This window comes from Acinetobacter indicus (genome assembly GCF_009914475.1).
GTDB lineage: Bacteria > Pseudomonadota > Gammaproteobacteria > Pseudomonadales > Moraxellaceae > Acinetobacter > Acinetobacter indicus.
This window is the reverse complement of the sequence record NZ_CP045198.1, coordinates 1,716,500-1,739,979: the sequence shown is the minus strand read 5'-3', so window position 1 is coordinate 1,739,979 and position 23,480 is coordinate 1,716,500. Positions and strand designations below refer to the sequence as shown.

The following is a 23,480-nucleotide window of genomic DNA, read 5'->3' as shown; positions in this document are numbered from 1 at the left end:
ACTCCATATATTGATGTTTATAACATCATTTGAGGAGCAGAATATCACTTATAGGAGTTGTTCAAATTTACGGATCCATCTCTCAACGCTAGATGAGCAAGTACAGATTTGTGAAACGTTGGAAAGAATTTGTCAAATTATTGATGAAGCTATTAATGTTGAAAAGAAATCTATTCATCAACTTAAAGAATATAAAACCACGCTGATTAATGATGCTGTTACAGGCAAAATTAAAGTAGCTTAATTCTTCATCTAGCTTTTTTAAAAATACAAATCACCAATGCATGTAAGAGGGGTAACTGTGAACAAAAATTTAAACGAATTGGCTTTAGAAAAAAATATCGAACGTGCATTGGTCGGTATCTGTAAAGAAGACCTTGCTCAAGGCATCGCTCAAGCCCATACGGGTTTGGGCTATGTCATCGGGCAAGTGTCTGACTTTAATACAGACTATGCCATTGATGAAAAACTATTTTTTCAATTTTTAGAAAGCACTCAAAAAGATAGCTTAGATGCCTACAAAGCCTATAACAAAAACGACTGGAAACAAAAAATTCTAGGGCGTTTTGACAAGCTGATTAAAAAACATGGCATTGCCTATATGCTTAAAAAAGGCATGGCACTCGATGAGCAACATTTTCATTTTATGTATCCATGCCCATTGGCAAGCAGTAGCCAATCGGTTAAACAAAATTTCGCGTCTAATATCTTTAGCGTGACACGACAAGTACAGTATTCACTAAAAAACCGTCGTGAAGAAATTGATATGGTCATCTTCCTCAATGGCTTGCCATTAGTGACGATGGAACTTAAAAACGCATGGACGAATCAAACAGCACGTTATCATGGTCAAAAACAATATCGTGAAGATCGAGATCCAACACAGCCATTACTGACGCCTGCACGTTGCTTGGTGCATTTTGCTGTGGATACCGATGAAGTCTATATGACCACCAAACTAGAAGGCAAAAAGACGTACTTCTTGCCATTTAACAAAGGTACAGCTTCAGGTGGACAGGGTAATCCTGTTAATCCGAATGGCTATAAAACAGCATACCTATGGGAAGAAATCTTTGCTAAAGAAAGTTTAGTAAACATCGTTCAGCACTTTGTCCGTTTAGATGGTAAAGATACAGATCAACTCAGTAAACGAACATTGTTTTTCCCACGTTATCATCAGCTTGATGTGGTGCGTAAAATCATTTGTGATGTATCACAACATGGTGTAGGCAAGCCTTACTTAATTCAACACTCAGCAGGTTCGGGTAAATCGAATTCGATTACTTGGGCAGCTTTTCAGCTCATTGAAGCCTATCCAAACAATGCATTGGCAGCCGGCAAACGAGCATTGCATCAGCCATTGTTCGATTCTGTCATTGTGGTCACAGATCGTAAAATTTTAGATAAACAGCTTCGGGATAATATTAATGATTTCTCTGAAATGAAGAATATTATTGCGCCTGCGATGAATAGTGCTCAGCTAAAAACTGCTTTAGAAACAGGTAAAAAAATTATTATCACTACCATTCAAAAGTTCCGCATCATTTGGGATAGCGTGACTGATTTAAGTGATAAAAACTTTGCCATCATTATTGATGAAGCACATAGTTCACAGTCAGGCGAAGCGCATAACAGCATGAACCGAGCAATGGGCAATGAAGCTTTAAAAAATGCGGATGATGTTCAGGACATGCTTGTGGCAATGATGACCACACGTAAAAAACGTGAAAATGTTTCGTACTTTGCTTTTACAGCAACGCCTAAAAACACCACTTTAGAAAAGTTTGGTCAGCAAGATGCAACAGGTAAGTATGTACCATTCCATCTTTATGGCATGAAGCAAGCGATTGAAGAAGGTTTTATTTTAGATGTATTGGCAAACTATACGACCTATAAGAGCTTTTATGAAATTCAAAAGTCGATTGAAGAAAATCCTGTTTTTGAATCTAAAAAAGCCCAGCGTATTTTAAGAGCTTATGTGGAAGCATCACAACAATCCATTGATGCCAAAGCCAGTATTATGCTTGAGCACTTCATTGATAATGTGGTCAATAAGAAAAAGCTCAAAGGCGTAGCAAAGGGCATGGTGGTGACACAAAGCATTGAAGCTGCGATCCGCTATTACTTGTCACTCAAAAAATTGCTAGATCAAAAAGGCAATCCATTTAACATCATGATTGCGTTCTCAGGTGACAAAGAGGTTGATGGTAAAACCTATACTGAAGAATCGCTGAATGGCTTTAATGACGCTAAAACCAAAGAAAAGTTTGATTTAGATGAAAACCGAATTTTGGTGGTGGCAAACAAATACCTGACAGGTTTCGATCAACCCAAACTGACCACGATGTATATCGATAAAAAACTGACAGGGGTACTGTGTGTGCAGGCATTGTCACGTTTAAACCGTGCTGCGCCAAAATATAATAAACGCACAGAAGATTTGTTTATCTTAGATTTTTATAACGACGTTGATGACATTAAAAAAGCCTTTGATGATTTCTATACCTCTACTTCATTGTCGAATGCGACTGATGTCAATGTGTTGAATGATATCAAAACGGCATTGGACGACACAGGCATTTATGAATTACATGAAGTGGTGAAGTTCAATGAACTGTTCTTTAGTGATGCGTCAGGCAGTGATTTAAGCCCTATCATCGATACGGTTGCAGCACGATTTGACGCGGAGAGAAAAGGCTCGTGGGAGCATGAACAACGAGTTGATTTTAAGGTTAAAGCAAAACAATTCGTTAAAATTTATGCACAAGTATCTTCAATCATGCAGTTCAATAAAAAGGAATGGGAGCAACAGTATTGGTTTTTAAAATTCCTCATCCCAAAATTGAATGTACAGGATGGTCGCTTAAATGGTATTGATGACCTGTTGGAATCAGTCGATTTAAGTACTTATGCCTTAAAGCGTGAGCATATCAATAAAACGATTACACTTGATGCAGAGGAAACAGTTGTAGAACCACCAAATCCAAACCCTCGTAATCCAAGCGAAGAAAATGATGATGAGACTTTAGATTCGATCGTTGCCAAGTTTAATGAAAAATGGTTTCAGGATTGGAGTGCAACACCAGAAGATCAACGGGTGATTATTATCGATTTGGTGAAGCGTATTCAGCAGCATCAAAACTTTATGAAGAAGTATAAGCAGACGCAAGATCCACAAAACAGAGCACTCGTGTTTAAAAAGATGCTCGATGAAATTATGGTGGTACAGCGTAAAAACATGGTGGATTTATATAATCTTTACCGTAAGGACTCAGCATTCCAAGATACGTTTAGCCAGACCTTGGAAAACTTGATTGAGATGGAAGAAGTTTGATTTTCTAAATTTGGTCATTGGGTATCAGTACCCAATGACCTTTTGTTTTGTTGGTTTTAGATATTTTGAGGGGCGTCTTAATGGCGAAATATTCAGTACATCAGCATCCAATTGATACATTACTCTCTTGGATAAAATCAGGTGAAATCGCAATTCCTGAAATCCAGCGACCTTTCGTTTGGTCGAGTAGTAAAGTGCGGGATCTAATGGATTCGCTATATAAAGGTTATCCTGTCGGCTATATCATCACATGGCGTAACCCGGATATTCGTCTTAAAGATGGAACCTTATCCGCAGGAAAAAAGGTACTTATTGATGGACAGCAACGTATTACTGCATTGACTGCTGCTGTTGTTGGGCAGTTGGTGTTAGATAAGGACTATAAAGAAACTAATATTCGAATAGCGTATAACCCAACTGCTAAAGATGATGAGCCCTTATTTGAAGTATGTAACACAGCTATCGAGCGTAATCCAATCTGGGTCAATAATATCGCCCCAATTTTAAATGGGGATATTTCAATATCTCAGGCTAGACGTGCATATATGGGATTGAATCCAGATGCAAATGAAGATTTCATTGAAGATAAGCTTGAGCAGTTAAAAGCAATCAAAAATCGTCAGATTGGTATCATTGAACTAGATTCATCTCTGGATATCGACACGGTTACTGAAATTTTTATACGAATCAATCAAAAGGGTGTAGTACTCAGTAATGCAGACTTTGTTATGTCAAAGATTGCATCAGATGAGCAATTTGGTGGAAATCGATTACGTAAAATGATTGATTACTTTTGCCATCTTTTGAAAGATGGTAGTTTTAATAAAATCATTAAACAAAATGATAAAAATTTTGCAGATACGGAGGACTATAAAAAAATTAGTTGGATAGCTGATATCAAAGATGATTTGTATCAACCTAACTATATAGATGTTTTACGTGTGGCATACACGTGCCAATTTAATCGTGGAAAATTTAGTGATCTTGTGGCGTTACTTTCTGGCCGCGATTTTGAAAATAGACGTAATATACAAAGTATTGCTGAAGAAAGTTATCACAAGTTACGTCAAGGTTTAGAAGACTTCTTCAACCAGACAAATTACCAACGTTTTCTAACGATCATCCAATCAGCGGGATTTATTGACAAAAAACTTATTAGCTCAAAGACTAGCTTGAATTTTGCTTATGCGCTTTATTTGCAGCTTAGAGCATCAAAAATGCCTGAGCCACAAATTCAAAATCTTGTAAAACGCTGGTATGTGGTTTCATTACTGACAGGGCGTTATTCTGGATCTTCAGAATCAGCGATTGAGCGTGATAGTAAACAAATCTTAGAAAAAGGTATCGAAGGATACTTAGCTCAAATCGAGCAAGCAGATTTAGATGATGGGTTCTGGAATTACCGTTTGGTAAATGAGCTGGATTCTTCAAGTACTGTTAATAATGCATACTTGTGTTATCTAGCAGCACAATGCAAATCAAATGAGCAATCCTTCCTGTCTGGTAGTTTAACTGTACGAAGCTTAATAGAGCAAAGAGGGGATGTACATCACGTTTTTCCAAAAGACTATTTAGCTAAAAATGGGTTTAAGAAAAGTGAATATAATCAAGTAGCTAATTATGTTTATACAGAGCAAGCAATCAATATTAAACTAGGAAACGCTTCTCCAAAAGTGTATATGGAAAAAATCCAAAATGATATTAAGTTGGATAAGAATGAAATAACTTCTCTGAAAAGTATTGAAGGTTTAGACCTGAATTTACAGACTCATTGCATACCAAGTAATTTAAACCAGTTAGATGCTGATCAATATACTGAATTTTTGAATGAGCGTCGTAAGCTCATGGCACAAAAAATTAAGGAATTCTATAAAGGTCTATAATTCTTATAGATGGTTACAGGCTGTGCTTCATGCACAGCCTATTCTCTTTCTGAGGTTGATGGGTAAATATGGGTAATAGATAGTGGGTAATATTGTTTTAACTTCATGTTTAAATTAAATTTTCAATATGAGTTGTTTTGTCACCATCTCAAATTCTAGTTGAAGTGTTATTGACAAAAAACTAGATATTTCATATTCTTTCAATTAAGCAAAAATGCCTAGGTTGAGTTTTAACCTGCGGTTAAGAAGTCATACTTTCTTAAACAAAAATACTCATCTTATCTTCATACATAAGACAAAATCCGTTACTTCGTTAGTATGCTGCTGAATCATAAGGTTTAGTTGAGGCTTTTTATTTCTTATCGAAATACGACGGATTTTACCATGTTCAAAGGGTAATCCTCCCATAAATAACCGAAGTTAAAAGTAGAGGTTGAGCAGCCATTAGAGGTGTTCAATATCTTTCTATTCGCTATACCAATCGTTTAGAAGCTGCAAATTTACGAGCATCAGTCGGTACGACTGGTGATTCATACGATAATGCTTTGGCTGAAACAGTGAATGGCTTATACAAAACAGAGGTGATTGAATATCTAAAAGCAGATTGGCAAGGTTTAGCAGATCTACAACTTGCGACACTAAACTGGGTAGATTGGTTCAATAAAAAGCGTGTACACAGTGCACTGGGTTATGTATCGCCTTTTGAGTTTGAAGCAATGTACTATGATAAGATTAACCCGTTAGGTCAGGTGGCCTAACTTAAATAAAAAAGTCTCCGACAAACCCGGTACGGTTCACCTTTATTAAAACCTTTAAACGGGACTATGTATATTTAAGTGATATCTCAGATGCAGAAAAAAATAGTCATGAAATATTTACCTATTTAGATGGAAGACTATAATCGTAATTACCCGCATAGTGGTTTAAAAATGAAATCCCCTCGGGAATTTCGCTCGCTAAAATTAGCAAGTTAACTGTCCGTTTTTACAGGGGCTAATACATGAAACTTTTCAAATATTCTTTCGCAATTCTCGCCGTCATTTCTGTTTCAGCGTATACCATGAGTGATCGTCAATCCTCACAATTTCAAGTTAAAATGCAAGTTACAGAAATTTGCGATATTGGAACAGGCAGTACTTCGGATATTGATTTTGGAACAGTGACTCGTAATGCACAGAATGTGCAAGCGACAGGAAGTTTAAATGTTTATTGTACCAATGGAACACCCTATAACATTGCGTTAAACAGCAATGGCAGTTTAAAACATAGTAATGATATTTCTATACAAATTCCTTATCAGCTATACCAAGATGCTGCCATGAGTAAAGAATGGGGCAATATTGCAGACAATCGTTTGTCTCAACAAGGTACTGGGCAAACGCAAAATATTACCATTTGGGGAAAAGTCCCCAATGCTAATGTTCCTGCAGGACAATATAGTGACAAAGTGACCGCAACCATTACCTATTAAGCTGAAAAGGAATAATGAGCAACTTAGTAAGTTAAAGTGACTGTGATTGTGTCGGAGTATTGCCCAATACTTGTGATCGTTTGAGCTGGAACAGCTGCATACACAGGAACACTCTGGTTATCTACAGGATAAAAAACATTCGCCTGCCATATTTGTGAACGGCTAACATCTTTATATAAATTGTACTGAATATAACTTCCAACTGCATTTCTCATTCGTCTTTGGCTTCCTTGCGCATTTACGCCATTATCCAAACTAACTTGCATACTGGTTCCTGTTGGACAAGCCAAACGAATAAGTCCTGAACCAAATAATGGGGTGTTTAATTGCTCAACAGCTCCAAAGTCAATATCCGTAGCCGATTGGATTAAACAACTATTTTCATAATTGGAGTTAACGATGAGGTTATTATTTCCTGTATTTGAATTTGCAAAAACCTCTTCATTGCTAGGTGTTGCAGAACCATAACGAAAAGCAGAATAAAGTTTCAGATTTACACTATTTGTGGTGTAACTTCTCGCAGGAACCACTTGCCCAGCGAGCACTTGTCCATATATTTTAATTTGAGTACTTGCATTCGCCTGCCCAGCCTCGACTTGAAAAGTCTGGCACTGTGCCTGATTTTTACGGTCTGAACTTGGAATTTTGTACGTTCGCGCAGCATCATAGTACAAATGATAATTGAGCAGTGTTTCAGGATTATAGCTAATCATACTACGAGGATCATTCCCCGAAGGAGATATACTATCAATTGCTAAACACATTTTATATGTGACTGGCTGCCTCCAATTAGAGTTACAGCTCACCGTGACGTCCGTTGAAGCAGTAGAAGAGCCTTGAGCATTTGCAGTACCTAAACTGAGAGTTGCTCCCCCAATCCAGCAGCTTTCTGCATGCACAGGCGAATAGATCAGCCCACAACTAAGGAGCAACAAGCCAATACAAGCAAAATACTGGCTAGAATAGTTCATTTTAAACCAGTGACTGTAGTTTACTGACATACGATTTGCCCCAAATCACTATAACCATTTAAAGTTTCAAGATCTGGCAACTTTACTCTGCACTGCTTGAGCTGATCACCTATATATAGGGTATTATTTTTTACATTATCCAAATACACCATACCATCATGCGCCACAATAGTCGTCGGTTGAAGTTGCTCATTTGGTTTTTCTTGCCAGACAGAAGTTCCTACCGAAAGGTTATTTCCTTGCAAATCGACCACTTGAAGTTGTACTGATTTGACCTGATACATCGGGAACCGAATAAATACCCCACTCGACTGCCGAGGAACTGCATCTTGCTGGGTCGTTTCAATTTTTAAATTGATCGGTAAATCCAAAGTATCTACAGCCACACTGTTATGCTGATATGGATTTAAATAATCAAGCAGTAAATAACCTTTCCGATTTGTTTTACCAATTAAACGATTTTCTAAACGTACAGGTACATCTGCAACTTGATCTGTTGAAACAACTGCAAATGAACCATTGCCCAGACGTTTAGCTAATACTGTATCTTTTAAAATCACCAACCCACCACTCACAGAAGCATAAGCACTGGTATTATTTTGTTGATCAGATTCGGTATGTTGCACATTAAATTGAGCCAAACCATAACGTCCTAAATAATCCAACTGCCCCTGAAATTGTGAATATTGCTCAGTATGGTTGGCTAAAGCTTGCCAACCTAAACCACCTTGGTCTTGATCCACAGAATGTAAAACATTCAGACTCATTTGGTTTTGGTCATTGCTACGCTGAGCGGTAAGTGTCGCAGAATTACGCTTTGCCCATGGTAAATTTAAAGATAGATAATAACTATTCTCTTTATTTAACAAGTCACGGCTATAACTCAAACTCAAGTTCATTCGTCGCGGTAAAATATAAGACCAGTTGAGCAAGACAAAACGATTACTCGCTTGATCTATGTATTCCTGCTGAATATAGCTACCGCCAAATTGTCCAAATTTAGTATTTAGTCCCATATAAAATTGATCGGACTGGCTTGCAAATGTTGCATCGTTTAAGCTTGCAATATCATTAAACTGTCCGAACTGACGTAGGCCATTATAGTTTAGACTGAGCAATGCGGAGTTCCAGCTATAGCCAAAACCCAACAATTGACCTTGTTGCTCGGATGTATGGCTATAAGCATAGGAAACATTGATTTGCCCTGCGCGCTTGCCTAATTGATAAACTGTTCCTAAACCTGCTTGTTGCAATTGTTCCGTAAGCTCGGCATGCGTTTCAACTGTGAAAGTATTGCTTAGCCCATAACGATAATTTCCACTAAAAGCGGGATCATTCGCATAATCAAAAGAAGATAGACCATAATTAAGCTTAGGATAACCCAAGTTCAAAGACCAATCATTTAGTCCCTGTGCCAATAAATGATTGGCACGATACAAAGAAAAACTTTGAACTTGCTGCTGACCATTGATGTCGGTAATGACCATCTGGGCATTTCCAGCCCCCGTAATACTCGGGATGGTTTGGATATCAAATTGCCCCGGTACCACATTTTGTGAAGATTGCTTGATCCCATTAATAATCAGATCAATTTGAGAGGGCAAAGTCACCTGCCCCTTAAAACTCATTAAGGGCGTGGTTACCGTATAAGGCTGTAATGCAAAGTTTTTAGATATACTCAAACCGCTCAAACGCGTTGAACGTGTCCATGTAAGCGCATCACTTTGAGCATCACCTAAACGCAATCGAAGTAATTGATTTGGAAAATCTTTTTCCCAATACGTATCAAGTATTTGACCATCAGTCGCGACATGATCTCGATACTCATAATTTCCTGACAGACTTAAAACGCCATCATATAAGCCAAAATAGCGTAGCTCATTCCAACCATTAAATGAAAAAACATCATCATTTTGTTGAGCAAATGCCGTGTAGTTAAGTAACAACCCCTTTTTTTCTTGTAATGGGTTAATACTGGCGGCAGGTAAAGCTTGATAACCATATTGGTTTTGTCCGCTTAACAACTCAACGGGTACTTGTATTGATATTTTCTGATTCAAATCATCATACTGATAGCTCAGCCCGTTAATTTGATCAAGCGCAATATAAGTCGCTTGATCAATGAGCATTTGCGGAGCATCCGCATGAATGGCAAAACTATCTAAAGATGCACGGTCTATATAAAGCTGTTGACCTCGTTGCAGGAAATGACCAATTTGTGGCTGAACAGACTGATTAAGTTCGACATCCAAGTATAAGTCTTGCTGGATTTCACTTACTTGCTCTGGGGAGTCCGACTCTGCAAAAACGTGAGGAGCAATAACAATAATTAGCCCTGCACAGAGTAAATGACCGACTCGAACGTTAAATGAAGAAACTCCTAAAGACATACAATATCAAGGAGATATAGGAAGTTCTTGTTCCCGAACATCCATATTTACAACTGCTACAAATTTTCCATTAGGTTTGACATTTATCGTAGCAGGAATAGGCCATTGCATACTTTGACCACTCAGCACATAACCCATGAGTCCTTTTTGGATGGGTGTTTTTTTCCCCTGCGCATCAACATAGGCAAACTGGCTAAAACGTTTATAGTGCGGAGACAGATTAGTAACCGTTAATTTGTTCGCATTGTATTTAAATGTCATGCCATTGAGCGAGGTTACACCTTGTTGAATGACATCAGCGCTTGAGGCCTTAAAAAATACAGGAATTGAATATTTCAGCAACAACTGAAGACCACTTTGCTTTTCTGCTTGAGGGTTCGGTAGCTCATCAACAATCAAACGATAAGCTTGCTCAGATAAGTTATTGCTTGCAGTACTACGAATAAGACGAACCAACTGTCTTTGGCCTGCGGGAATCGTCAATACCATTGGGCTTGCGATCAGATCTTTAGACGGGGTTAAAATATCTTGATTATTGGTTTGCGTCCAAGCATTTACCCGAACTTGACCTTGGATGGCTTCATCCCCAGTATTGGTTAACCAAAGTTCTTTGACTTTTTCTTGAGGCGAAAATTCCAATAAAATAGGCGCAACCTGCAAACTGGCAGCATGCGCCTGTGTCAAAAAAATACTCGTTGCCAATATACCTAAGCTACACTTACGCAGTACATTTGACCAACGCGACGTATTTTTCATGCCGATACCCTTATTCGTGAAGAATATCCTTACGATAGCAAAAATTAATACGTTACTGTAGCGGTAACCGTGTCGATATATTTACCTGCTCGAACATTCGTTGAACCAGATACTTTTGCAACAACAGGAATAGCCTGTACGCTACCTGAACCTACACCAGAGTATAGATTACTATTATTATCCCACTGGCTTTTGTCACTCGCATTTTGGAATAACTGATATGCGATGCTAGATGAAGTATCTGTCTCATGTGTCATTTTCCCACTGCCTGCTAAACCCACTTTATATGGTGTTTGGCTTGTACAAGTAACATTTAATGTTCCTGTTTTATCATTTGCAGCCACAGCACTGTTTACACTACCAAAATCAATATCAGTGGCATTGATTGCACAAGTAGAAAGCACTTCAATTTTCACTTTAAAGTCAGCAGTTGCCGTTTTTGAAGTGGTAGCCGCATTTGCCTGTCCAGCTAAAATTAAACCAGCAGAAGCCAATAATGCAGTAGTAAGAAAATTTTTCATATAACGACCTAAAACTATTAAATTAGATAATCAAAAAGCAATCGCTATGAATACATTGCTTTTTTATAGACGCTTTTTTATAGAGAAATGCTCGTGTATAAAAAAGCAGGTGCAAACTATATCACATTTTTCAAAATTTTCAATAGTTATGTTGTTTTTTTGTATATGAGCCGTACCCCAAATTAAGCAGAAATTGGAAAAGAGGGCTTTAGCTTCGTGAAACAGATAGAGGCCCCTGCACAAATGACTGGCTAGATAGGCCATATGCAACAAAACCTGCGTCTTTATTTCCAATGACCAGAAATATACATTATTGGTGATTTACATAATCCCAAAGGAGACAATCTCACTATTGATGCCCTAAATAGAGGAAAAGAATCTGTCGTTTATTTTATTCGATGATGTCCATATGAGATTACTTATGGAATGTTCATTTTATATGGACACTTATGGAGTAAATATAATTGTAAGTTAAAGACCTAAAACCACCTGATACGGTTTAAATCCTTCGATCACCGCTTTAGAAACCAACTGGATAAATGCTTCAGTTTTTCCATAAGCCATCCACTGATCTAGGGCTTCATAGTAGGCTAATCGATTTTCAACTGTTATTACACAAGGTGGATAACCAGCTTTAAGCAATTCGAGATTCATCAATAGACGTGATGTACGTCCATTGCCATCAATGAATGGATGGATGCCTACAAAATCTGCATGTACTTTAGCTGCAAGTTCAATGGGATGAAGCTTATGTGCCTCTGAATTGTACCAATCGACTAGCTGAGTCATTTTGTCATTGAGCAATGTATAGTCCGGTGGTGTAGTTGTAGCACCTGAAATCAATACGTTTTGCTGGCGATATCGGCCAGCATTATCATCGTCAATATTCTTTAAAATGAGTTGATGGATATTGCGAATTTGCCATTCAGAAAAAGGTTCTTCCTTTCTAATAATGTCTTCAACGTAATAAATGGCATTTCTATGGTTAATTGCTTCGAAGTGCTCTCGTAAAGCTTTTCCACCGACAGTTATGCCTTCTAACACAACTTTGGTTTCTAATAGAGTAAGTGTATTGCCTTCAATAGCATTGGAATGATAAGTCCATCGTACAATAAGGTCTTCTTGTAAATTTTTTACTATTGCAGGTGATAGGGGGCGATGCTGATCTAATTTCTTTTTTAAATCATCAATAATTTCAAACATTACCTTGTCCCTGAATATATCTAAAAGAATGATACATCAAAAAAGAAAATCAAAGAAATGATATGTTATAGTATATCATTTTATAGTGTGATCGATGTTGGTATAATCAGTATGCCACTTCAAATCCTGAATTCGGATTTGAACAAGATTTTAAAGTGAATTCAATGCACTAAATCTAATTTGGGTCAAAATTGGGTCAATGAATTTTTTTATTCAATAAAATGGCTTTAGAATGAATAGGTTAGGTTTTGAGTTCAATTGACGCCACCTCCACCAGAATTTATTTTATAAATCAGCCACTTATGTAAGTGGCTTTTTTATTTGCCACATTTTTATTTCAACAAGTAGAAATATCAGTGGCCTTATGCTGTGTGTGCCACGCTTAATTTTGCAATTTCTTGCTTGTTCTTATCCCCATGCAGCGGCTACTGGTATACATTTGCCAAAGAAAATTCACGTCAATATTTTAAACAGGGAGATATCTTTCCTGATTTTAAAAGTGATTGGGGGATTGTATTCTGGCAGTTTGATGGTGAAGAATAATAGAATGTACGACCGCTCTTTTAAGAGGAGATTTTTATTTCTTATTAATTTGATTTAAAAAAAACAATAAATTAGACCGTCATGAAAAATGTAAAGGACTAGATAAACCAAAGTGTACACGGACAGTGACTGCATACGATATTAAGTTAGAGTTTGTTTTACCTAATGAGGTGTTGGAGCGATAAGATAATGTTCATATCGGTGAATGATCAATAAATAGATTGGCAAAAATGATTGAGCTTGGACATAAAAGATACAAGTTTGTTTAGAGATAAAAAGCATAATAGAAGATTACAATCGACATATAAGCCCTATAAATTGAATCCGCGTACCATGCTTTTATAAAGCAGAATAAAAATTGCAACTCTATTTTAGAGTGATGGAGCCTGTAAATAATTTTGTGTAATTGCTTTTCATCAATTTAAAGGTGATTGCTTAAGCGGTCACCGAATTCAATAATAAAGCGGCTCATGGCTAAACGCCAGTCGCGAATAGGCATATTCCACTTTTTAGACGCTGCATCAATTGCCAGGTAAATCACTTTACGTACAGAATCATCCGTTGGAAAGACTTTACGCTTTTTGATCGCCTGACGTATTACGCTGTTTAATGATTCGATCGCATTGGTGGTATAGATGGCTTTGCGTATCTCGGCTGGATAAGCAAAGAAGGTATTTAGATTCTCCCAGTGTGTACGCCAGCTTTTGCTGATCTGTGGGTACTTGTCATCCCATGTTTGGGCGAATTGATCCAAGGCCATCAAGGCTGCCTCTTCAGTAGGTGACTGATAAACGGCTTTTAAATCCTGAGTCACCGCCTTGTAATCTTTCCATGATACGTATTTCAAGCTGTTACGCAGCATATGGATAATGCACAGCTGGATATGGGTTTGCGGGTATACGCTGTTAATGGCATCAGGAAAGCCTTTTAGTCCATCCACACAGGCGATCAGAATATCCTGCAACCCTCGGTTTTTAAGCTCAGTCAGGACATTCAGCCAAAACTTTGCACCTTCATTCTCAGCCATCCACATGCCGAGCAGTTCTTTGTGTCCATCAAGATTAATGCCTAAGGCAAGGAATACAGCCTTGTTGATGACACTGCCATTATGACGGACTTTAACCACAATACAGTCCATATAAACGATGGGATAGATCACATCCAGCGGACGGTTTTGCCATTCAGCAACCTGCTCATTGAACAGCAGTGCTGTTCGCCTTGGAAATGAGCGTTGGAGATACATCGGCATCGTACATTTCCTTGAAGGTAGCAACGATTTCACGGGTGGTCATGCCTTTGGCATAAAGGGATAGAATCTGGCTATCCATTTGCGTGATACGGGTCTGATTTTTCTTAATCAACTGAGGTTCGAAAGTGCCATCACGATCACGTGGTGTGGGCTTTGTTGCATAAATATGTAAGCATCTGATTTAAATAAATTTAATTTTGGATCAAAAAATAATCAAAACCTTTAAAATCATATAGTTATGAAATCTTTGTGCAACAAAGCCCGTGGTGTGGTGATCTCAATCTCCCCATCATCGCTAAGTACAGTCTTACTAGAATAACCATTGCGTGAATTTGAGCCAGATTTACGGGCATTTTTTTCATGTCCGAGATGTTCGGTAAGTTCGGCATTAAGAGCCGTTTCAACAGTGAGTTTGGTCAACAATCGGGTGAATTGGTTGAGATCGTCTTCTGTTTTGATTCCTTTAGTAAATTCTGCTGCAAGGTCTTTTAGTTGTTGTTCGTTCATCATATTGCCTGACTCCGTTGTGAATATGAACATAGCAAATTCAGGCAATTACACAATTTAATTTACAGTCTCGAGTGATGAGTAATTGCACTTCTGGATTTTTTTAGTCAGCACGATAAACTCCAATTTCTTTTTAAAAATCCTCAAATTGGGGTAAGATGTGACAACAGATTCTACCGTTGAGATCACAATGAGCTTTTTAAAAAAGAAAAATAGCGCGAGTTTTGTCTTCTTTATTATTACGCTGTACTCATTGATTGGTTTTGGTCTGGGCTATGTGATTTGGGAATATCTGTTGTAACATTTTCTTATTCGCTTTATCCAATAATTATTGAATCATCAGCAAGTTCTTAAACTTGCTGACCATCACTGTTTTTTATTCTTTCTCTAAAGCCGACCCATCATCCAGATGATCAGCTTTTATATGTAAGGATAAATTTTTTACGCTGTTTTCTGTGCCAATAATGTCGCAAAGCGCTGTTGAATACGCTTGCCCTGTTCATCGACACGGTGCAGTTCACCCACATTTTCATTGTATTTCAGCAAAGTCCAGCCTTCATAATAAGCTTTTAACTCACCGGCTTTAAAGCTAAAAGGGAAGTCCGGTTGAATCGGATAATCTTCACTATCCATCGCGCAAACAATCAGGTTAAGGCCACCAGCTTTGGTGGCCTGCTGCATCTGCTGAATCAAAGTCGGGATGGTGTCCGGTTGTAAAAACATCATCACCACCGTGCAATACACAAAATCGTATTGGCCCTGAATCTGCGGATTAATATTTAAATCCCGTAGCGTGGTATGAATGCTCTGAATCTGTTCCTGCTGAATAATCTCGTTCAGGCGCTCCAGACTTTGGGCATTGACATCCCAGGCATCGACCTGAAAACCGTGCTGACTTAAAAACAGCGCATTACGACCACTGCCACAGCCAACATCCAGCGCCGTGTTGCCCTGTAAAGATGGCTGTGCGGCCAGAATTTCTGAATGGGTCGGGGTCAGTTTATATTTTTTGGCAAAGTAGTCATCGGCTGTGCAGTAGAAGCTGAGCTGACATTCAATATCGGCACTGGCTGAAACAATCTTGTGCCACACCTGCGGTTCAAGCATGGGCGGTTGCTGCTCCGGGCTAAACAGATGTTCAGACAACAGCATGCCTGCTTCATCGAGCAAGGCAAAACGCAATTCACCTTTTAAAACCTTCAGTTGGGCCCAAGTGCCGGCTTTGGTATTGTGCTGGCGTAAAAAGCCGGGCGGGATAGTGTTTTGTGTCCAGATCGGTAGCTGTTTATAGCATACGAGCGTTTGCATCTTTTCTCCATGTGCACTTGGGGGCAGATTTTATTAAACCCTAAGCCTGCACAATATGCCAGAGAGGGGAGGGTAACGGGCACGATTTCATCTGCCAGAACTACAATGCGTCAGAGGACTTAATTGATGCTATTTTAGCGGTGAATCTTCAGGTCAAAATGATCTCCACATTTCCATTTTTGCAGATGTATTAGCGTTTTGAAAAATACTTCAGTATCAAATGGTGAGAATTTAAAATTGAAAACCAGATCACATTTTGGGCTTATAAAAGCGTCTACCCTTTAGAAAATTATCAACTGACCCGTTGGCGGGTGGCTAAAAAATAAGTAAAACTAAGTGAATGATATAAAATCATAAATATTTTATTGCTTTATTTTGAAAGCAAGGGCAAAAAGCAAAAAAACGGGATTAATTAACAAATGTATACACAAATAATAATAAAATAATGGTTGAATCTGCGCAATTGCTCGAATGTAGCATCGTATCTTCTTGTCTGTACCATGAATTCCGCGCGCCTTATGTCTCCTCTATTTCAGTTTATTAAAGCGGTCCAGATTTTTGTTTTCTTTCTTTGTAGTATGCTCATGGGTTGGGCGCAGGCGGGAAATGAAATGAAAAACTTGACGATCCTTGCCTACCACGAAGTCACTTCTGAACCACAGCCGTTAATGCCTGAGTATGCAATTGATCCTGAACAATTGCAGCAGCATCTGGACTGGCTGGTGCAAAATGGCTTTCAGTTTATTGGCAGTCAGCAACTGTTAGAGGCGCAGCAACAGAATAAAGCGCTACCGGAAAAATCAGTCTTGCTGAGTTTTGATGATGGCTATCAAAGTTTTTATCAGCATGTCTATCCTGTTTTAAAACAGCGGAATATTCCGGCCGTGTTGTCGGTGGTCGGGCGCTGGTTAGAACCAGCAGAACACCAACAGGTTAATTTTGGCGGGCAACTGGTGTCACGCCAGCATTTTTTAAGCTGGGCACAGTTAAAAGAATTACAGGCCAGCGGTCTGGTGGAAATTGCCAGCCACAGTTATGACCTGCATAAAGGCATTATGGCCAATCCGCAGGGCAATGAATTGCCGGCCACCGTAGCACGTGCCTATTTTCCGCAGCAGCAGCGTTATGAAGATAACAACGCTTATCAGAAACGTATTCAGCAGGACTTAAAGGCCAATCAGCGTCTGTTGCAAAAACATGGCCTGAAAGCGCCAAAAATTATGGTCTGGCCCTATGGTCGCTATAACTTGCATACGGTAAAAATTGCTGAAAAACTGAAGATGCCAATCAGCCTGACGCTGGATGATGCCGAGAATCAACCTGTAAACAGTTTTTCCAGATTGCCGCGAATCCTGATTCAAAAACACATGGATGCAGCGCTACTGGCCAAAGAAATCCAGAAACATCAGCAGCAGCGCACGGACAATGATCGTCCGCAAAAGATCATGCATGTCGATATTGACTATATTTATGATCCGGACCCGCAGCAGCAGGAACGTAATTTAGGCTTATTGCTGGACCGGATTCAGCAGATTGGCGTCAATACCGTATATTTGCAGGCATTTTCTGATCCGGATGGCAATGGCTCGGCCGATCTGGTCTATTTCCCGAACCGTTATATTCCAATGCGTGCCGACCTGTTTAACCGTGTGGCCTGGCAAATCCAGACCCGGACTCAGGTACGTCGTGTCTATGCCTGGATGCCGGTATTTGCCTGGGAATTACCGGTCTCGAATCCGGTGGCCCAAGATCTGGTGCAAACCGAGCAGCCGCATAGCGGCAAGCATCTGAACATGGGCTATCACCGTTTAAGTCCGTTTTCGCCGCGCGCTCGTAACACCATTAAAGGCATTTATGAAGATCTGGCCAAATCGGCGCAGTTCAACGGCATTATTTTCCATGATGATGCCACCTTGTCCGATTATGAAGATGCCAGCAGCTGGGCCAAAAAGGCCTATCAGCAGCAGGGCTTAGCGACTGATCTGGCACAACTGCGTGCTGATGATACTGTCTTGCAGAAATGGACAGCTTATAAAGTCAAAGTGATTGATGATTTTGCCATGGAGCTGGCCGATACCGTGCGGCAGTATCAGCCTTATTTGCAGACCTCGCGTAACCTGTATGCGCAGGTGGCACTATCGGCCTATTCAGAAAACTGGTATGCCCAGTCGCTGGAACAGTCGCTAAACCGTTATGACTTCACCGCGATTATGGCCATGCCATATATGGAACAGGTCGATGATCCGGCGCAATTTTATCGGCAGCTATTGAGTCGGGTGCAGCAGTATCCGCAAGGGCTGCGTAAAACGGTGTTTGAATTGCAGGCCGTCGACTGGCGTAATGGCAATAAAATTCCATCTGCGGAAATTGCGGAAACAATTCAGAAACTCTATCAGGCCGGTGTGAAGCACATTGCCTATTATCCGGATGATCCAATCCAGAATCATCCTGATCCGGCTGTGCTGCGTCAGGCTTTCCAGTCTCAGCCAGCATCAGCACCGTAACCGGCTAGAGGAACAACCATGTTGCAAGAACTCTGGCAATCGGTGCTGAACTTTGTGTTTTATTATCCGCTATTCATGTCCTATTTATGGATGATGGGCGCGCTGATTTTCTATGTCAAAGAACGCAAAGATCCGGCCTTTACCCAGCCACCGGTTTTACAGGAATATCCTTTCGTGGCGGTGCTCATTCCGTGTTTTAACGAAGGTGATAATGCCGAGGAAACCATCACCCAGGCACTGGCATTAAAGTATCCCAACTTTGAAGTCATTGCGATTAATGATGGCAGCTCGGACAATACTGGCGAGGTACTGAACCGTCTGGCGGCCCAGCATCCACGGTTAAGGGTGGTGCATCTGGCAGAAAATCAGGGCAAGGCCATGGGCCTGCAAGCCGGCAGTCTGGTCACCGATGCTGAATATCTGCTTGGAATTGATGGCGATGCCTTGCTCGATCCACATGCGGCCAGCTGGATGTTACGCCATTTTCAGCGTGATCCGGCGGTGGCCGCCGTTACGGGCAATCCGCGAATTCGCAATCGCTCGACCTTATTGGGCCGGGTCCAGGTCGGAGAATTCTCCTCGATTATTGGCATGATTAAACGTGCCCAGCGCACCTATGGCCGTATTTTTACTGTTTCCGGCGCGATTACCGCCTTTCGTAAAAGCGCGGTACATCAGGTCGGTTACTGGTCGCACGATATGCTGACCGAAGATATTGATATTTCCTGGAAACTGCAGCGTGCCGGCTGGAAAATTGAATTTGAACCGAATGCACTGGTCTGGGTACTGATGCCGGAAACCCTGCAAGGCTTATGGAAACAGCGTTTGCGCTGGGCCATGGGTGGGGCGCAGGTGTTAAATAAAAATATTGATGTAATTTTTAAGCCCAAGCTGAATTATTTGTGGCCGCTGATTCTGGAAATGATGCTGACTCTGGTCTGGTCATATCTGCTGCTGTTGCTGTGTCTGCTCTGGATGTTAAGTTTCTGCCTGCCTATTTTACCGTTGCCGGAACTGCAATCGCCGTTTTTACCGCAAGGGGTGGGTATTGTGCTGGGCGCGACCTGTTTGTTCCAGTTTATGGTCAGCAAATGGATGGACAGCCGCTATGAAAAAAATCTGGCCAAAAACTATTTCTGGATGATCTGGTATCCGTTCATGTTCTGGCTGATTACCGTATCGGCCAGTATTGTGGCGTTTCCAAAAATGCTGCTGCGTGGGGAAGGGAAACGTGCACGCTGGATCAGTCCCGATCGTGGAATTAAACGTGACAGCTAACTGTCGCGATGTGATGTGTTGAGAGTAAAGTTGTGAAAGCCAATACTTTAATTATTGATTATCGCTATGAATTGCCGTGGCAAAAGCGTTATGCCTCGAACGTGTGTACCGCCGGCTTATGGCTGACCTGGGGCCTGTTGTGGCAGCCGGTTTTAAGCAGTCTGGGTTTACTGGATTTGGAACGGGATGCACTGATTCAGCAAGTGGCCCAGCTAATGCTAAGTATTCTGCAAAATGGCTTTAGCGCGCTGGTGGCTTGTGGCTTGAGTTTATGGCTGTGGACCAACTATATTCCGGCGCACTCCATCCAGACCATGCAACCGGCACCGCTAAACCAGTTTGCCGAGCATTTTCAGCTGGAACCGGTGATGTTAACGCAATCCCGTCAGGCCAAAATTGTCACGGTCTATCATGATCAGGAGGGCAAGATTGTCGATTTACAGGCACATTCCCAGCACCCTGTATCTTAAAGGTTGGCTGGAATTTGGCTGCTCTGGTTTTATATCTGCAAAAAACAGGCAGCCTGATAAGCTGCCTGAATGGAGATAAGAATCGCGCTTGGAATGAGGACTAAAGCTTGCGCCAGACCTTGTTTTCATCTTGAAATGAAATGGTGAAATTAAATTCAGTGTCGGCGGTGACCAGATACGCTGTTGGCGTGGTCATCAGAACTTTTAAAATAGTGCCTGTCTCAAAATGGATAGGTGGGCAGTTCTCTTTCTCAAGTACCAGAGGCTGAATAAGTTCAACAGCTTTCACTTCCATCATGATTTCCCTCAAAAATGTATTATGTATCACATATTTATCTTAGCATTGTCTGGTCGGGAATATGGGTTTTATTTGTCAGATTATAAATAAGTAATTGATATTTTAAAAAATAAAGTTAAATTTTTAGTCTAAAAATTGTATTTTAAGCTCTTGATTTTTTATTGTTTTACTGAAAATAGTCAGGGGGAGTATTGGGGTTTTATATTGCTTTAAATACTGGTCAGCGGAAAAATCGGTACTGAAAAGTACATGCGCTGTCGGGGAAATCTTGTATATTGCTCATGTTGAAGTCATCGCGTGGCGCATTGCGTGCTGCAATGTTGTAAACGCGGCTTTTCAACGTCTTGAAAAGAATAAAGGAAATAGAACACTGCATGTTTAAGTCATTTTTTCCACATCCGAAATGGTTTTTTAGTTCGCTGTTACTCTGGTTCATCTTTAATCTGGTGCTGTGGTATTCCGGTGGACACGGCTGGGGCACCCTCATCGGTTTGCCTGAAGGCTATCATGAAGCAGAACTCCCGATTGGGGTTAGCCGTTTCTGGTCACCGGCATTTCTCTGGTTCTATCTCTGGTATTTTCTGGCCACAGCCATTTTTGCAATTTTCTGGCGGATTCAATCGGATAATCCCTGGCAGCGCTGGTCGGTATGGGGCTCATCTTTCATTCTGTTTAATATCTGGTTCTGGGTGCAGGTGAGCGTGGTCATTAACGCCTGGTACAGCCCGTTTTATGACCTGATCCAGCAAATGCTGAGTAATGGCGGCGGTGATGTGAATAACCTCTATGCCGAGATCATGACCTTTTTGTATGTGGCAATTGTGGCGGTCACGGTTTCGGTATTTAACCTGTTCTTTGTCAGCCACTATGTATTCCGCTGGCGAACGGCAATGAACAATTATTACACCGCCTACTGGGACCGGTTACGTCATATTGAAGGGGCATCGCAGCGTATTCAGGAAGATACCATGCGCTTTGCCCGTACCACCGAAGGTCTGGGCGTCAGTCTGATTGAAGCACTCATTACCCTGATTGCCTTTTTACCGGTTTTGGTAACGCTATCGAGCCATGTGAAAACCCTGCCAATTCTGGGCGAAATTCCTTATGCGCTGGTGTGGGCGGCAATTGGTTGGGCGGTGTTTGGTACCGTACTACTGATGGTGGTCGGTTATAAACTGCCAGGACTGGAATTTAATAACCAGAAGGTGGAAGCGGCTTATCGTAAAGAACTGGTCTATGGGGAAGATCATGCCGAGCGTGCCGATCCGCTGACTTTGAAAGAGCTGTTTAGCAAGGTTCGTCTGAACTATTTCCGCCTGTATTTCCATTATGCCTATTTTAACCTGGTACGAATCTGGTACATGCAGCTGGACAATATTTACGGTCTGTTTGTGCTGTTCCCGAGTATTGCTGCGGGAGCGATTACCCTCGGCCTGATGATGCAGATTGGTAACGTGTTCGGGAAAGTGCGTGAATCGTTCCAGTATTTAATTGCCTCCTGGCCAACCATTATTGAACTGCTGTCGATTTATAAACGTTTAAAAGCCTTTGAATCGACCCTGGATGATTAAGTCATTCCCAACTGACCCGCTGTTAAGGTGGGTTTTTTAATGATCGGATGAAAGTGTTAAGGCGTTCAGGTTTCGTTGTTAAAACTCTGGATATTTTGTATTTATCAGATGATAGTGCGGGGCAGTAGTAATAAATAAACGAGAAATATCAAGTAAAATCAAGCGACTAGATTTGTTATTTGCGCCTATTTGAGCTATGTTTTGAGTGGGGAAAAATAGAGAATAAAGACGTGAATGTCAAAACCTTCATGATGTTGGCTGGGGTCGGTGTCGTCTTTTCGGGCTGTGTCAGTGTAGAAAGTTTTAGTCCAGATGCCTTGAAGCACTTTGCTTCGCCACAAGAGCTGATTGCGAAAAAAAATCTGAATCAGGCCAATGGTTCAGCCAAAGCCTATGTGTATGACTGGGGACCACAGCGTAAAGAGCTGGCGGCAGAATCGCTGATTCCTCGCAAATATATGGGCAGCTATTGTCAGTCGCAGCAAGGACATTTAAAACTGGCCTATAAAAGTACGATGTCGATGCTGAAAAACAGTTGGTCCAAAAAACTGTTGGCGACTTATCGTGATGTTAATCAGGGCATTGGTGCCTATCGCTGTGTCAGAAAAAATGGCCCGGACTGGATTGTTTCAATCGAGCCGGTCAGCGAGCGTAAACGCGATGGTCAGGGTGAGGTGCGCATTGTGCATTTACTTACTCAAGTCATGACGGAAGATGAAGCACGGCGTTTTTATCGTTCGGCATCTTCCAGCAGCAAGAAGGCTAATACGAATACCAATCGGAATAATAAAAACACTAAAGCTGTTGCCAAAGAGCCGGAACCCAAAGAAACACCGGAACTTCCAACCGAGAAAACCCCAGCACCCGTAAAAGCAGCACCTGTGGTGGCTGCAACCCCACAACAGCAGCAGATGAAATATTATGTCGCTGCCCGCCGTGATTTAAACAGCGGCCGCAATGAGTTAAATGCCTGTAACAGCGCACAGCGGGCCTATAATTATGGTCGGTTGCAGGGCACCAATGCGCGGAATGTCTATGCTGAATCGGGGATTTTACTGGCGCGTTGCTTAAGCGCTGTGCCGAGTTTTAGTAACCGTTTTTCCCAGCCCAAAGCCCGAGCCAAACGGATTTTGCAGGAGCTGGCCAACCAGCATAATCATGCCGGTGCCAAGCGTATGCTCAGGCAAATGAAATAGTCAGTATAAGTAACAAGGAGAAGCACA

General features: G+C 40.8%; 16 protein-coding genes and 7 pseudogenes. 14 read left to right on the top strand and 9 right to left on the bottom strand.

Annotated elements, in window-relative coordinates; all coding sequences use genetic code 11:
- The first annotated feature begins 301 nt into the window (after window positions 1-301).
- The 5 genes and pseudogenes from GA693_RS08680 (at window position 302) to GA693_RS08665 (ending at window position 6,688) form a co-directional block, all read left to right on the top strand.
- Window positions 302-3,334, top strand: coding sequence for a type I restriction endonuclease subunit R (locus GA693_RS08680; RefSeq protein ID WP_160241062.1), 3,033 nt, complete (start codon window positions 302-304; stop codon window positions 3,332-3,334).
- 80 nt (window positions 3,335-3,414) lie between these two features.
- Window positions 3,415-5,217 carry a GmrSD restriction endonuclease domain-containing protein gene (locus tag GA693_RS08675; protein WP_016659432.1) on the top strand — a complete coding sequence of 601 codons (1,803 nt, stop codon included), beginning with the start codon at window positions 3,415-3,417 and terminating at the stop codon, window positions 5,215-5,217.
- A gap of 446 nt (window positions 5,218-5,663) precedes the next feature.
- Window positions 5,664-5,975, top strand: a pseudogene (locus GA693_RS08670) (integrase core domain-containing protein); the annotation flags it as partial.
- A 41-nt stretch (window positions 5,976-6,016) separates the two neighbouring features.
- Window positions 6,017-6,191 (top strand): annotated as a pseudogene (locus GA693_RS14890) (IS3 family transposase); the annotation flags it as partial.
- Window positions 6,192-6,217: 26 nt separating this feature from the next.
- Entirely contained in the window at window positions 6,218-6,688 is a 471-nt protein-coding gene (locus GA693_RS08665; protein WP_104488387.1) for a Csu type fimbrial protein, read from the top strand.
- A 23-nt stretch (window positions 6,689-6,711) separates the two neighbouring features.
- On the opposite strand, the gene GA693_RS08660 is transcribed toward GA693_RS08665, so the two are convergent.
- The 4 genes from GA693_RS08660 to GA693_RS08645 are packed head-to-tail and all read right to left on the bottom strand — an operon-like array spanning window position 6,712 to window position 11,326.
- Window positions 6,712-7,689: a Csu type fimbrial protein gene (locus GA693_RS08660; RefSeq protein ID WP_104488386.1), complete on the bottom strand. Its 978-nt coding sequence runs from the start codon at window positions 7,687-7,689 to the stop codon at window positions 6,712-6,714.
- On the bottom strand, window positions 7,680-10,049 hold the full coding sequence (locus GA693_RS08655; protein WP_104488384.1) for a fimbria/pilus outer membrane usher protein: 2,370 nt from the start codon (window positions 10,047-10,049) through the stop codon (window positions 7,680-7,682). The genes GA693_RS08660 and GA693_RS08655 overlap by 10 nt, the downstream gene beginning before the upstream one ends.
- 6 nt (window positions 10,050-10,055) lie before the next feature.
- Window positions 10,056-10,805, bottom strand: a complete 750-nt coding sequence (locus GA693_RS08650; protein ID WP_104488383.1) for a fimbrial biogenesis chaperone — start codon at window positions 10,803-10,805, stop codon at window positions 10,056-10,058.
- Between the two features lie 44 nt (window positions 10,806-10,849).
- Window positions 10,850-11,326: a Csu type fimbrial protein gene (locus GA693_RS08645; RefSeq protein ID WP_087528172.1), complete on the bottom strand. Its 477-nt coding sequence runs from the start codon at window positions 11,324-11,326 to the stop codon at window positions 10,850-10,852.
- 169 nt (window positions 11,327-11,495) lie between these two features.
- On the opposite strand from GA693_RS08645, the pseudogene GA693_RS15010 reads away from it, so the two are divergent.
- A pseudogene (locus GA693_RS15010) lies at window positions 11,496-11,713 on the top strand (thiol:disulfide interchange protein DsbG); the annotation flags it as partial.
- 84 nt (window positions 11,714-11,797) lie between these two features.
- Here the strand turns inward: GA693_RS15010 and GA693_RS08640 are convergent.
- Window positions 11,798-12,529: a Fic family protein gene (locus GA693_RS08640; protein WP_160241063.1), complete on the bottom strand. Its 732-nt coding sequence runs from the start codon at window positions 12,527-12,529 to the stop codon at window positions 11,798-11,800.
- 414 nt (window positions 12,530-12,943) lie between these two features.
- Between GA693_RS08640 and GA693_RS15025 the strand changes: the two are divergent.
- A pseudogene (locus GA693_RS15025) lies at window positions 12,944-13,072 on the top strand (type VI immunity family protein); the annotation flags it as partial.
- Between the two features lie 80 nt (window positions 13,073-13,152).
- Window positions 13,153-13,257: pseudogene (locus tag GA693_RS14885) on the top strand (hypothetical protein); the annotation flags it as partial.
- Between the two features lie 236 nt (window positions 13,258-13,493).
- On the opposite strand, the pseudogene GA693_RS08635 reads toward GA693_RS14885, so the two are convergent.
- Both GA693_RS08635 and GA693_RS08630 read right to left on the bottom strand, forming a co-directional pair.
- Window positions 13,494-14,469, bottom strand: a pseudogene (locus tag GA693_RS08635) (IS256 family transposase); the annotation flags it as partial.
- A 120-nt stretch (window positions 14,470-14,589) separates the two neighbouring features.
- Window positions 14,590-14,828 (bottom strand): annotated as a pseudogene (locus tag GA693_RS08630) (transposase); the annotation flags it as partial.
- A 190-nt stretch (window positions 14,829-15,018) separates the two neighbouring features.
- On the opposite strand from GA693_RS08630, the gene GA693_RS14780 reads away from it, so the two are divergent.
- A complete protein-coding gene (locus GA693_RS14780) occupies window positions 15,019-15,129 on the top strand; it encodes a hypothetical protein (protein WP_005179737.1) in 111 nt (36 codons plus the stop codon).
- A gap of 140 nt (window positions 15,130-15,269) precedes the next feature.
- Here GA693_RS14780 and tehB read toward each other — a convergent pair whose 3' ends face one another.
- On the bottom strand, window positions 15,270-16,136 hold the full coding sequence (gene tehB / locus GA693_RS08625; protein WP_160241064.1) for an SAM-dependent methyltransferase TehB: 867 nt from the start codon (window positions 16,134-16,136) through the stop codon (window positions 15,270-15,272).
- A gap of 578 nt (window positions 16,137-16,714) precedes the next feature.
- On the opposite strand from tehB, the gene pgaB reads away from it, so the two are divergent.
- The 3 genes from pgaB to pgaD are packed head-to-tail and all read left to right on the top strand — an operon-like array spanning window position 16,715 to window position 20,388.
- Complete coding sequence (gene pgaB, locus GA693_RS08620; RefSeq protein ID WP_228718918.1) at window positions 16,715-18,640, top strand: poly-beta-1,6-N-acetyl-D-glucosamine N-deacetylase PgaB; 1,926 nt, start codon at window positions 16,715-16,717, stop codon at window positions 18,638-18,640.
- Between the two features lie 18 nt (window positions 18,641-18,658).
- Window positions 18,659-19,918 carry a poly-beta-1,6-N-acetyl-D-glucosamine synthase gene (gene pgaC / locus GA693_RS08615; RefSeq protein WP_160241066.1) on the top strand — a complete coding sequence of 420 codons (1,260 nt, stop codon included), beginning with the start codon at window positions 18,659-18,661 and terminating at the stop codon, window positions 19,916-19,918.
- A 32-nt stretch (window positions 19,919-19,950) separates the two neighbouring features.
- Window positions 19,951-20,388, top strand: a complete 438-nt coding sequence (gene pgaD / locus GA693_RS08610; RefSeq protein ID WP_160241067.1) for a poly-beta-1,6-N-acetyl-D-glucosamine biosynthesis protein PgaD — start codon at window positions 19,951-19,953, stop codon at window positions 20,386-20,388.
- Between the two features lie 100 nt (window positions 20,389-20,488).
- Here the strand turns inward: pgaD and GA693_RS08605 are convergent, their stop codons facing one another.
- The gene (locus tag GA693_RS08605; protein ID WP_005179730.1) at window positions 20,489-20,686 is read right to left on the bottom strand and encodes a hypothetical protein; all 198 of its coding nucleotides are present in this window, start codon (window positions 20,684-20,686) and stop codon (window positions 20,489-20,491) included.
- A gap of 374 nt (window positions 20,687-21,060) precedes the next feature.
- Here GA693_RS08605 and sbmA point away from each other — a divergent pair, with 374 nt between their 5' ends.
- Together sbmA and GA693_RS08595 are read left to right on the top strand one after the other, a co-directional pair.
- Window positions 21,061-22,257, top strand: a complete 1,197-nt coding sequence (gene sbmA / locus GA693_RS08600; RefSeq protein ID WP_160241068.1) for a peptide antibiotic transporter SbmA — start codon at window positions 21,061-21,063, stop codon at window positions 22,255-22,257.
- A gap of 230 nt (window positions 22,258-22,487) precedes the next feature.
- Window positions 22,488-23,453: a hypothetical protein gene (locus tag GA693_RS08595; protein WP_160241069.1), complete on the top strand. Its 966-nt coding sequence runs from the start codon at window positions 22,488-22,490 to the stop codon at window positions 23,451-23,453.
- Window positions 23,454-23,480: the final 27 nt, after the last annotated feature.